General features: G+C 43.2%; 13 protein-coding genes. 10 read left to right on the plus strand and 3 right to left on the minus strand.

The window, feature by feature from the left end; translation table 11 throughout:
- Positions 1 to 674: 674 nt before the first annotated feature.
- Both BM100_RS21155 and BM100_RS21160 read right to left on the minus strand, forming a co-directional pair.
- The gene (locus BM100_RS21155; protein ID WP_092514545.1) at positions 675 to 1,031 is read right to left on the minus strand and encodes a hypothetical protein; all 357 of its coding nucleotides are present in this window, start codon (positions 1,029 to 1,031) and stop codon (positions 675 to 677) included.
- On the minus strand, positions 1,032 to 1,625 hold the full coding sequence (locus BM100_RS21160; RefSeq protein WP_092514547.1) for a hypothetical protein: 594 nt from the start codon (positions 1,623 to 1,625) through the stop codon (positions 1,032 to 1,034).
- Between the two features lie 312 nt (positions 1,626 to 1,937).
- Here BM100_RS21160 and BM100_RS21165 point away from each other — a divergent pair, with 312 nt between their 5' ends.
- From BM100_RS21165 to BM100_RS21210, 10 genes are all read left to right on the plus strand, one after another.
- The gene (locus BM100_RS21165; protein ID WP_092514549.1) at positions 1,938 to 3,371 is read left to right on the plus strand and encodes an IS1182 family transposase; all 1,434 of its coding nucleotides are present in this window, start codon (positions 1,938 to 1,940) and stop codon (positions 3,369 to 3,371) included.
- Positions 3,372 to 3,721: 350 nt separating this feature from the next.
- Entirely contained in the window at positions 3,722 to 4,873 is a 1,152-nt protein-coding gene (locus BM100_RS21170) for a phage major capsid protein (RefSeq protein WP_092514551.1), read from the plus strand.
- 44 nt (positions 4,874 to 4,917) lie between these two features.
- Positions 4,918 to 5,466 carry an HK97 family phage prohead protease gene (locus tag BM100_RS21175; RefSeq protein ID WP_092514553.1) on the plus strand — a complete coding sequence of 183 codons (549 nt, stop codon included), beginning with the start codon at positions 4,918 to 4,920 and terminating at the stop codon, positions 5,464 to 5,466.
- A 2-nt stretch (positions 5,467 to 5,468) separates the two neighbouring features.
- Entirely contained in the window at positions 5,469 to 6,686 is a 1,218-nt protein-coding gene (locus BM100_RS21180) for a phage portal protein (protein ID WP_092514555.1), read from the plus strand.
- Positions 6,683 to 7,018: a phage head closure protein gene (locus BM100_RS21185; protein WP_092514557.1), complete on the plus strand. Its 336-nt coding sequence runs from the start codon at positions 6,683 to 6,685 to the stop codon at positions 7,016 to 7,018. The genes BM100_RS21180 and BM100_RS21185 overlap by 4 nt, the downstream gene beginning before the upstream one ends.
- Complete coding sequence (locus BM100_RS21190) at positions 7,015 to 7,317, plus strand: head-tail connector protein (protein WP_092514559.1); 303 nt, start codon at positions 7,015 to 7,017, stop codon at positions 7,315 to 7,317. Before BM100_RS21185 ends, BM100_RS21190 begins: the two co-directional genes overlap by 4 nt.
- On the plus strand, positions 7,317 to 7,751 hold the full coding sequence (locus BM100_RS21195) for an HNH endonuclease (protein ID WP_092514561.1): 435 nt from the start codon (positions 7,317 to 7,319) through the stop codon (positions 7,749 to 7,751). The genes BM100_RS21190 and BM100_RS21195 overlap by 1 nt, the downstream gene beginning before the upstream one ends.
- A gap of 126 nt (positions 7,752 to 7,877) precedes the next feature.
- Positions 7,878 to 8,231 (plus strand): phage terminase small subunit P27 family, encoded by a 354-nt coding sequence (locus BM100_RS21200; protein ID WP_086954148.1) that lies wholly within the window; start codon positions 7,878 to 7,880, stop codon positions 8,229 to 8,231.
- The gene (locus tag BM100_RS21205) at positions 8,228 to 9,889 is read left to right on the plus strand and encodes a terminase large subunit (protein ID WP_092514563.1); all 1,662 of its coding nucleotides are present in this window, start codon (positions 8,228 to 8,230) and stop codon (positions 9,887 to 9,889) included. The genes BM100_RS21200 and BM100_RS21205 overlap by 4 nt, the downstream gene beginning before the upstream one ends.
- Before the next feature lie 276 nt (positions 9,890 to 10,165).
- The gene (locus tag BM100_RS21210; RefSeq protein ID WP_092514565.1) at positions 10,166 to 10,417 is read left to right on the plus strand and encodes a helix-turn-helix domain-containing protein; all 252 of its coding nucleotides are present in this window, start codon (positions 10,166 to 10,168) and stop codon (positions 10,415 to 10,417) included.
- 75 nt (positions 10,418 to 10,492) lie between these two features.
- Here BM100_RS21210 and BM100_RS21215 read toward each other — a convergent pair whose 3' ends face one another.
- On the minus strand, positions 10,493 to 11,935 hold the full coding sequence (locus tag BM100_RS21215; protein ID WP_092514567.1) for an SEFIR domain-containing protein: 1,443 nt from the start codon (positions 11,933 to 11,935) through the stop codon (positions 10,493 to 10,495).
- Positions 11,936 to 12,243 lie beyond the last annotated feature (308 nt).

Raw genomic sequence — 12,243 nt, forward strand, 5'->3', positions numbered from 1 at the left:
CGTTGAGTTATCGGAAGAGGCCGAAGAATGGCTACCCTCAGTGCCTGAGTGTCGAGATTTTAAATCGCCTATATAAAACTTTGGGCTTTAGGTCTACATTCTATACACCAATTCAAATATCTAACTGTATTTAAAGGTAAATAATAGATGTATAGTTATTTTTTAACTATACATCAACTGTACATTCTCTTCATTAATCTAAAAAATGGGTGAACAGGTGATACAGTTAGTGAATATCATATTAATTGCATCAAACCCAGATGTAGCAAGGCTTTCGGAGAATTGTGCAGAGGGTGCATAACTGAGAGGGCGAAAAAGATTTTCAGGGGGGTAGGAAACAAAAGCCCTTATCTAAGAAAATTAGTTGTATTAGTCATCACTTGATCCGGCTGTCTGCCCCAGACAGAAAAGGATGTAAATACAGTAAATATAGTAGAGAATGTTCGCTTCTGGCTGTGCTCTCTACAGGAAGATGCTTGGGCGGTTATGAGCGAGGAGCGGACATCTTAACGCCTTCCCAATAAAGAATACCTAAAGATGACTAGAAAATTGGATGCCTCAAAAATGAATTGTTAGTCTTAATGGTGACTGTCACGATCAACATACTACCCGGTTCCCATTTTGGCGTGGAAGAGCATTAGTTTGAAGGCCAGCTTGGCTGGCCTTTTTAGAAATTACTCTATTGTACCAGATCGAGGTAAAAGTACGGGAATACTAAATTTTATTCTATTGGTTGAGCTATTAGTAGTTTCGGAGGTTTGTGCATTGCCTGAAATTGTTGATGAACCAACAGTAATTTCTGGAGAATCAGCCGTACTATTGCCTTCACTGACTGATACCACAATATCAAACTCTATTTGTTGGATCGGAACGCCGGTATTTGAACAGAATGTATTTGTCGCGTTTTGACGGTTAAATGTGACTGACGCCGGATTTACTTTCGCACCATTCTGATCACCGAATTTTTGTGCTGCACTGATACCAGTTATAATCTGCTTTATAGTTTCTTCAACGTACTTATCAAGTTTCATTTAACTTCCAAAACAGCTTAATAGGAATGAACCTATTGTTGCAATGTTACCGATCGTAGGCAAAGAAGCTAATAACGACTTAACTATCACTTTGCTAGGTTTATCCGATGAAAATTGGCCTTCTATCGCATCTACAATCTCAAGAGCCTCTTTTTTTTCTTCAGATTTATTTATTATTTGCTCTATCTCTGAGCGCAGCATTGCAATATGCTTGGCAACATCTGAATTAAAATTGGCGATATTTATTGAATTATCTATTGAGTGATTGTTAACGCGCGAATTAGCACCACTAATATTGTAGGTGACATTCTGTATAGCCTTATCGGCTTCTGGCAATCCTAGTTTTTTATGAGTCATTTGATAGCCTGCTGCAATTGCCCCATGTTGCTCATGAAAACCAGGATCAATAACTTCATAGGTTTCCTCACCGCCATTCGACATTCTTCGTTGAATCAAATCTCCTGTTTCAATCAAAATATCAGACCGATTAATGAAAATCTTCTTTGACTGAACACTTGCTTTGATGTTATCAACCCTTTCACCATTCTTCTTTAATAGTGAAACAGTATCTTTTAACAGACTCGATAGTGGCACTATTATCTCCTTGTGATTTTAATCAGTTAACTTATGAGCCAGTAATATTACACCCGTTGTATTGCGTTACGTTATCTTAGATCACAATCTCATGAATCTACTTGTGTTTTATGGAAAGAGTCCAGCACCCAGTTGCTCATCACGTCATAATGTAAGCAACGTCCGCTGCTGGCGCAGACTGTGTAAAAACTCTTGATCACCTTTTAGCCTAAGTGAGATGTACTTATGAACAATTGGTCTTAGCTACCGATCCAATTTCAAAGCAAAATCCAGTATTATCAGATTGGTAAGCATAATCATGGAGATTCTAGCATGTCTCACCATATTGCAGGTCAATCAAGGCATCAATCCACGCTCTTTCCAGAACTTATGGACGACTTTGTTAGCGAAGATAATCCAGTGCGAGTTATTGATGTCTTTGTTGAACATCTAGATTTACTCGACTTAGGTTTTGAAAGAGTGAATCCAAAGTCAACTGGCCGTCCTAGTTATCACCCTGCCATGATGCTCAAGCTCTACATTTACGGTTATTTAAATCGAATTCAATCATCGAGGCGGTTGGAGAAGGAATGCAACCGCAATGTCGAGTTAATGTGGTTGCTTGAACGTTTATCTCCCGACTTCAAAACAATTGCAAACTTCAGAAAAGATAATGGCAAGGGGATTAAAAACGTTTGCCGTAAATTTGTCGAGTTATGCCGGCAATTCAACATGTTTGAAGGTGCCGTGTTCGCTATCGATGGGAGTAAATTCAAAGCCGTCAATAATAAATCCAAAAATTACACTCCCAGTAAAGTGCAGTTTCATATCGAGCGAGTAGAAAAAAGCATCGAGAAATATTTAAGCCAGATGGATGCCAAAGATGAGAACGAAAAAGAGTCTGATCCGACCGTCGCAGCATCGAAATTAGCATGGCTAAAGCAGCGCTTAGTTGAGTTAAAAGCACTCGAAAAACAAGTTAATAAGCATCCAGACAAACAGATATCACAGACAGATCCTGATGCCCGCTTGATGAAAACACACCACATGGAAAGACAAGTCTGCTACAACGTGCAAACAGCCGTCGATACAAAGCACCACCTCATCGTTTGCCACGATATCGTCATGACAACAGACCGAGGTCAACTGACATTAGTTGCCGAGCAAGTCCAAAAAGTTTTGGGAAAGAAATCTATTACAGTGTTAGCCGACAAAGGTTATTTCAGTCGAAATGATATCAAAGACGCATATGATCAAGGTATCACGGCGAATGTGCCACAAATTGACACTTCAGGTTCAAAGAGCAAAGGTATTTTTAACAAGTCTCTCTTCAAGTACGATAACGACAGTGATGTATACATTTGTCCGGCGGGTAAAAATTTACAAAAACGAATGAAAGTCATGGAGAAAGGCGTCGAATTGGATGTTTACTTCAACAATTTAGCGTGCAATGAATGTTCAATCCGATCTCAATGCACGACCTCAAAGAAAGAACCTCGTCGTATAAGACGATGGATACATGAATCGATTATTGATGACATGCAAAAACGGTTGGACGAGAATCCGGAATTCCCAGTGATAAGGAAACAGAGTGTTGAGCATCCGTTTGGTACTATAAAAATGTGGATGGGAGCGACTCACTTTTTGACTAAACGCCTCAAAAATGTGAGTACTGAAATCAGCCTTAGTGTTCTTGCTTACAACCTGAAACGTATGATGACCATACTGGGAACTGTCGGTTTGATGACAGCCATCAATCTGAGCTAAGCGATAAAGTCGCTTAATTTCACCAAAGTCTGCCCCCAACGTTCAAGGCACGATGCATTTAAATGACTTCATATTATAAGTCACCAATCTTCATCAGAACATTGTGAATGTGATGAGCGCTATTCGGATGCTAAAATGCAACCCAAATTGATGTTTGTTCGATGAAATCACAGTTTTTACACAGTCTGGGCACAAAGCAGACTGTCAGATTACACAAAATAGTAGGCCTTTGTTTAGACCTGTTTCTAATTTTGTGTAGTCACCTATCATAAATAGATAACTTCATATTATTTTTCATGGTGTTAAAAGTTATAACTAATTTAACTCGATATACTTTATATAAAAACACTATGAAAAAACTTCTCGAATTACGTCAACAAAAATCCGATTTAACCCAACAAATGCGTTCTCTTCTCACCAAAGCCGAAAGCGAAAAACGCTCACTCAATATCGACGAAGCCAAACAGTTCGACGAATTTCGCAGCCAGTCTGACACGCTGAATACTGAAATTGCCCGTTATGAATCACTGGCGAATGAAGAACGCAATCAGGCAGAAATCCAGCCAACCCGTGAAAAACTCAGCAATGATGAATTACGCCACTATGTTCTGACTGGCGAAACTCGTTCTTTGTCTACGGGCGTTCCGTCAGACGGTGGCTATACCGTTATCCCCGAACTGAACAAACAAATCATGCAACAACTGACTGATGAGTCAGTCATGCGCCGGATTTGTACAGTGAAAACCACACGCAGCAACGAATATAAGCAGTTGGTTTCTATCGGTGGCGCAGTCGTGGCACATGGGGAAGAAGGCAAGGCACGCGGTGAGACTGCCACGCCGAAGATGGAAGAGGTCAGCATTAAGCTGTTCCCCATCTACGCCTATCCTAAAACAACTCAAGATATTATCGACTTTAGCGATGTGGATATCTTAGGTTGGCTGACTTCCGAAATTGCCGACACATTCATTGATACCGAAGAAACGGATCTCGTCAGCGGTGACGGTAGCAAAAAAGCGAAAGGCTTTCTGTTTTATCCCCGTGATAGCCAAGCTGATAAGGTTCGTGCATTTGGCACATTGCAAAAATTGGAAGTGACCGCGCTTTCAGCGGATAGCCTGATTGACCTGAAATTCTTACTTAAAAACAAATACCGTAAAAACTCTGTCTGGGTGATGAATTCCACAACTGCCGCCCAAGTACAAAAACTGAAAAACGGCAATGGTGATTATATCTGGCGGGAACGTTTACAGGCGGGCGATCCCGATATGCTGCTGGGCTTACCTGTCCACTACCTCGAATTTATGCCGGAAGGGGTTATCGGTCTGGGTGACTTCAAACGTGGTTACTTTATCGTTGACCATGAAACCGGCATTCGTACCCGTCCTGACAATATCACCGAGCCGGGATTTTATAAGGTTCACACCGATAAATATCTGGGTGGCGGGCTGGTGGATTCCAACGCGATTAAGGTACTGGAAGTGAAAGCATCCAGCAACTAAGCAGAAGGGGTATCGCACCCCTTTCCAAGCCTTGGAGTCCATCAATGAAGAATGATTTTGAAATCCGCACCGCTTCACTGTCTGCTAGTGATAAGACGCTGACAGGTTATGTTATTAAGTGGAACAGCCGATCACACGTGCTGTGGGATGAGTTTATCGAACAATTCGCACCGAATGCGTTTAACACCAGTTTAGCGGCGGGGGATGATATCAGGGCGTTGTACGAGCACGACCCGATGAACCTGTTAGGCCGCACCACGTCCGGCACGTTGCAATTGAGCGAAGATGCCACCGGATTACGTTTCGAGTTAACGCCGCCAGATACCCAATTGGGGCACGATGTATTAACACTGGTTGAACGCGGGGATATACAAGGCATGTCCTTTGGTTTTCGTGCCATTAAAGATCAGTGGGATACCCGTCAGACTCCATATATCAGAACGGTGTTAGAAGCCGAGCTACGGGAAATTACGATCACCAGCTTACCCGCCTATCCTGAAAGTGGTATAGAGATTGCCAAGCGTTCACTGAATGCGGTTAAACTCTGCCCTGTGGACTTGCGTCATTACTGGCTGCAACTGTCTGAGGTGTAATCATGTGGCCTTTTACGCGAAAAACACCTGAAACCCGCAGCATGATGATGGATGAATTTCTTTCTCTGGCTGGCATGTCTAATACCAAATCGGGCGAGCATGTTTCACCGTCCACGGCAGAAGGCTTACCCGCTGTGATGAATGCCGTTACGGTGATTAGTGAAGCGGTGGCCTCCATGCCTTGTTATCTCTATCGGGTGCAGCACCAGAACGGCAAAGAATCCCGCGAATGGTTGAGTGACCATCCGGTCGATTATTTGCTGAATGAATGCCCGAATGATTGCCAGACGCCGTATCAATTCAAAAGAACCCTGATGCGTCATTGCCTGCTGAATGGCAATGCGTATGCGGTGATTGTCTGGGGGCGGGATGGTCAGCCACAGTCATTACACCCTTACCCGCCGTCAACGGTTGTACCCCAACGATTATCCGATCACCGATTCGCTTACACCATTACGGAACCGTATAGCGGCAGGGTTAAAACCTATTTACAGGAGGAAGTGCTGCATTTGCGCTATGCCACCGAAGATGGTTTTTTGGGGCGTTCTCCCGTCACCGTTTGCCGTGAAACACTGGGGTTGGGGCTGGCACAACAGCGCCACGGCGCAAGCATTATGAAAGACGGCATGATGGCGGCGGGGGTAATTAAAGCTGCTGACTGGATGGATGGGATAAAGGGAAGTAAAGCACTGGAAGCCCTCGAACGCTACAAGGGTGCTCGCAACGCTGGGAAAACGCCGATTCTTGAAGGTGGGATGGAATACCAGCAATTAGGCATGAGCAATCAGGATGCGGAATGGCTGGCCTCCCGTCGCTTCACCATTGATGATATCGCCCGTATGTTCAATGTCAGCCCGATCTTTCTGCAAGAATATTCGAACAGTACCTACAGCAATTTTAGCGAAGCCTCCCGTGCCTTTCTGACTATCACTATGCGCCCGTGGCTTGCCAATTTTGAGCAACAAATCAAAGCAGCCTTGCTGATGACTTCACCGAAACGGGGTATTCGTTATCAAGTCGAATTTGATACTGCCGACTTACTGCGTGCCAATCCGAAAGAACGTTTCCAGAGCTATGAGACGGCGATTAAATCCGGCGTCATGTCACCGAACGAAGCCCGCGAACGTGAGGGATTATCGCCCCGTGACGGTGGTGATGAATTCAGTCAGGCATGGAAGCAAACCGTAGAAGTGAAAAAACAAACGGAGAACACGAAATGAGAGCAGGCAGATTGAGACACCGGATCACCATTCAAAAGAATGAAATCATCCGTGATGAACTGGGTTCTGAGTTCTACAAGCGGGTTGATGTTGCTACCGTCTGGGCAGAGGTGAAAGCCATTAGCGGACGTGAGAAACTGGCCTCCGGTGCTATTTTCTCCGAAGCCACGATGCGTATTTGGCTGCGTTACCGTGATGATATTACGACAGCGAACAGCATTACCTATCATGGCGGGAACACCAGAGGAACGACCTTCAGCATTATGGCAGTGATCCCTGATGCAAAACATACCCGCTTGGAATTGCTTTGCAAGGGAGGCGTTTTCCGATGAGCCAGATTGAAATTCCCCTGAGTGAAATCAGGCAACATTGTCGATTGGATGAAAGCGATAACCTTGATGATACCCTTCTTACTGCTTATGCCGAAGCTGCGCTGGAAGTGTGCCAGCAACATATCGGAAAGCGGTTTGATAATGGTCTAGCCTTCACGCCAGCAATCAAGGTAGGTTGTCTGCTTTATATCGGCTTGCTGTATGAAAATCGGGAAATGGCAACCGATGTTGAGCTTAAAGAAGTCCCGTTCACCATTAAATCACTGTGGTCAGTCTATCGTGATGTGGGAGTCTACTGATGCCGTGGCAACCGTTGAAACGCTGTAGCTACCCACATTGCCGCGAGCGGGTGAAATCAGGCCGATGCAAGCAGCACCAGCGGGAAACCAGACGCCAGCAAGACAAGCAGCGTGGCACCCGAACCCAGCGAGGTTACAGTAATCGATGGGGACGCTATCGGCTGTACTACTTGAAAGCTAATCCGTTATGCGTTCATTGCTTGCCGCAGGGTATTTACACGCCTGCAAGCATTGTGGATCACATTATCCCAATACAGGGTGATACTGATGTGTTGTTCTGGCCTGCATCGAACCATCAGGCGTTATGTCAGACTTGCCATAACCGCAAGACCGTACAGACTGACCCCATGACTAAAGCAAAGCGCAAGCAGGGTGCTTATCGAGAGCAGGAAACCGAAGCGGCAAGATATCGTGATTGGTTATCAAATGAATAATAACAAAACGAAATAACGGGGTGGGGGTATCAAAAATGACAAATGTCCCTCTCAGCGGAACCGCCCCCTCCTCAAATTTTTATGCACGGCAATTTTTTTGAAAATAAAACAATAAGGACAAAATTCATGGCAAGAGCGCCAAAACCGCCCACGTATTTAAATGATATTGCCGCCAGTCAATGGAAGGCCAAAGGTAAAATATTAAGTGAACGGGAAGACTTGAACGCCGCTGACTGGAACAACTTAGAACTGTATTGCGTGAACTATGCCATTTACCGAAAAGCGGTGGCAGACCTTGATATCAGGGGCTTTAGCATTGTGAACAGTCAGGGCAGCGAGAGCCGAAACCCGTCATTGAGTGCCAAAGCCGATGCTGAAAAAATCATGATAAAAATGTCCTCATTGCTGGGCTTTGACCCCGTATCACGGCGTAAAAATCCGGTAGAAACTGAGGAAGAAGACGAGCTGGATCGCCTATGAACGCATGGGAACAATACGCTTTTGATATCGAAAATGGTAAAATTCCGGCCTGTAAACGCGTAAAACAGGCGGTGAAACGCTACTATAACGACCTGAATAACCCGCTTTATGTGTTTGATTCTGAGGTTGTGGCGCGTTTTATTGCCTTTTCCTGTGTCTGTCCCCATGTCAAAGGCCACTTGCGCGGTAAACCCATCATGCTTGAGCCGTGGCAACAATTCGCCTTTGCTAACTTGTTCGGCTTCAAAGTCAAAGCGACCGGACGCCGAAAATATCGTAGTGCTTATATCCAAGTACCGCGCAAAAATGCCAAATCCACCGTTGCTGCAATACTGGCGAACTGGTTTCTGGTGATGGAACAAGGGCAGCAGGATATTTACACCGCCGCCGTGAGTCGGGATCAGGCGCGAATTGTGTTTGATGATGCCCGCCAGATGAGTCTGTTATCAAAACCACTAAAAAAACGGGTGACTATCCAGCAACACAAAGTCACCTATTCTAAAACCAACAGTTTGCTAAAACCACTGGCAGCCAAAGCTGCCACAATTGAGGGGACAAACCCCAGCCTTGCTATTGTCGATGAATATCATTTACACCCTGATAATGCGGTTTATTCTGCACTTGAGCTGGGGATGGGCGCACGCCCCGAAGGTATTCTGTTTGCCATTACCACGGCGGGCAGTAACGTTATTTCGGCCTGTAAGCAGCATTATGATTATTGCTGTCAGATACTGGATGGCGAAGAAAAGAACGAATCGCTGTTTGCCCTGATTTACGAACTGGACGACGAAAAAGAGATTGATGATGAATCGCTTTGGATAAAAGCTAACCCTAATCTTGATGTATCGGTAGACAGTGCTGCCTTGCATGACACTATTCAGAAAGCTCGTGGCATTCCCTCACAATGGACGGAAATGTTGACTAAACGCTTTAATATCTGGTGTCAGGGTGAAACCCCGTGGATGGGTGAAGGCGCATGGAAAGTCTGTCAGAGTGATTATGATGCAAACGACCTCAAAGGGCTGGAGTGTTACGCCGGACTGGACTTGTCTTCAACAGGTGATATCACCAGCATTTGTTACACGTTCCCCGTAGACAATGAACTGTTATTACTGACCCGTCATTACTTGCCCGAAGCGCAGTTACAAAACCCAGCCAATAAGAATCGAGCTATTTACCGTCAATGGGTACAAGCAGGCTGGATACGCACCACAGCAGGTGATTGCATTGATTATGACCGTATCCGTGATGATATTCTCAACGACAGCCAGCAGTTTGATATCAAGCTGGTGGGCTTTGATACATGGAACGCCACGCATCTACGAACACAATTGCAAGGCGCGGGGTTATATGTTGAGCCGTTCCCTCAAACCTATATGTGCTTTAGTCCGGTGGCTAAATCGGCTGAGGTGTTCGTGAATCGCAAAGTCATTCGTCACAACGGCGATCCGGTGCTCACGTGGGCAATGTCCAATGTGGTGATGGAAACGGATGCGAACGCTAATATCAAACCGAACAAGAAGAAATCCGCGAACAAAATCGACCCTGCAATAGCGTTCTTAATGAGTTTTGGCACATGGCAGATTGAGCATGAAGACTTCGCATTCAGCTTAAACGAAGAACAACAAGAGCGCCTTAAAGCGTTTAATGGAATATAACGCAAAAAGTTAAGTGGTTTTACTGATTCGCTTATTGAACCAGATAAAACAATTCGTTAAAGTAGCCCCGCCATTAGCAAAATCTAGTGGTCAGGGATTTGCAACCCTGAGTCAAGAACACTGGTAGGATGTTTCTACCAGTGCGCCTGCTATCACCCTTTCAATGGTGGTTCAGGTAGGGGAGGCTTCGGTCTCGCCGGAATCTTGACCCGGTATTGCAAACCCTGTCTGAATCACCACCATCAATTTTATTATTTAATGAAAGGGATAGCTGGAATGATTGATATAAAAAAAGACTGGCATCAAGCCGATATTATTGCTGCATTACGTAAACGTGGTACAACCTTAGCGGCTGTTTCTCGTGAAGCGGGGCTTAGTTCATCTACATTGGCAAATACTCTAAGTAGACCGTGGCCTAAAGGTGAATGGATTATTGCTAACTATCTCGAAATACATCCTTCTGAAATTTGGCCTAGCCGGTATTTTGATATGAATGGTCAGCTTATTGAGCGTAAGGCTCGAAATTGATGTGTAGTTTATTTTATACTGCCAGCATAAATTACTGGCAGCTATTAATTATCATGATAAACGCTAACTCGGGATTTATGGATGAGTGGCAAGTCGATCATAGCCAAGTAAAGTTAATGGATTAAATGATCCGATGCCCGATCCAGGTGTAGATCTTATACCTTGCCTATATGCTTCCATTAGTTCTTTTAAATCTGAAACTTGATCTATTAAAAGAATGCACTTCATTTTATCAAAATATGTTTTTGAGGATGCTCTGGCAAAAACTTCGAAAGTGCCATGAAAATGATTGATAAATACCAAAGTTTCTGGAAACCAATAACGGTAAAAGTCACCGTGGTGAAGCTCTGCCCTTATGAATAGTATGAAATCAGCTTGCATGAGATACTTGAATTCGATACCTGAATGCTTATTTCTTTCCTTAAGGAGGTCGGCATGTAAAGATATGCGTCCTAGTTTTAATCTATTTTTTCGATGTTCTAAAGACTCTACGAATTTTCGGAAAACCTCATACCCAACCATTGTCTTTTGTTCATAATCTATTTTTCCACCTACATAATATTGTTGTATTAGTAACTGGTTTAATGCTGCAAATCTTTCATATTTTATGAGAGTGGCAACTATGTATAAAAATAGCTCGTGAATGATAAATTTAAAATTATCGGAATTCCATGTACTCCAACTATTAACATTTTCTGGACGGCTCATATATGGAATTAAGGATTCAAAGAAACGGTGAAGTCTAAGTGTATTTTCTTCTGTTGGTGCGTATTGTGCGATTGCGGTAAATAATGAAACCATTTCGTTTCTGTAAGGGATGAATTTTTCAATGTTGTCGATAACTTGATCGTCAAAATTACTATTATCTTCTTTTTTGGAAATCCTAAATTTTTCAAGGTTAATTGCAAAGGTAGTCAAATACTCATTAGTAGCACCTGATGCAAATGGTTTATTGTCTTTGATGGCTGAGATGGCTCTTTTATAGTTGGCTATTGTTCCAAGAGATACTCCATCTGATTCATCTAGAAATGCTGGCCTTTTGCCTATTGTAGGCCTAGTGTAGAGAGGCTTGTCGTAAATCCAACGCACTAGCTGTTCAAAGTTATTTGTGTAGTTATCTGGCTCACTCAGATCAATATATATGCGTGATCTATAGTATGTTGGTAAGTATGGTTTACCTAATTCATCCTTTTCAGCAATGATTGCAACAAACTTACTTTGATCCTGATTTTCATATACTTCACGTGAAATTATTTGTGTTTCGGTGCCAACACCACCAAATCTATCATCAGCTCTGGATGCATAAACCTCATCACAAATGATAGCGACTTTGGTTATTTGTGAATCTTTAACCATTCTTTCCATGAAAGAGAAAGCATCCTGCCCCTCTTTTAAATCCCATTTATCAAGAATTACATGAACACCTGAATCGGTTAGCTCGTTAGCTAGATCGATTACCCATTGCACATGAGTTGGGTTAGACCAGCTATAAGAGATAAATAATTTTGGGTTGTCCATCAATACATGATCCTTTAATAAATATTAACAATAAGTATTGGGGTTCCTACCTTATCACAAAGTGGAAAAACTCCTAGTAGCATCTATTATTATTTCATCTTAGGCTTGTCTTGAAATTTAAATCATAAGGGGCATAAAAAGGGGCATAAAATCAATAAGTAAAAATAAATTCAACTAATTCAGTTAACTAACTTATTTTACTAGTCCCGCCCTGGCACCATATAAAAATCTGCGGTAATACAGCAGGTTAGGGTTAGAAAGAGCCACCTATCAGGTGGCTTTTTTCTTTGATAAAAATCACCTTTCGC

The organism is Xenorhabdus mauleonii (genome assembly GCF_900113945.1).
GTDB classification, from domain to species: Bacteria; Pseudomonadota; Gammaproteobacteria; order Enterobacterales; family Enterobacteriaceae; genus Xenorhabdus; species Xenorhabdus mauleonii.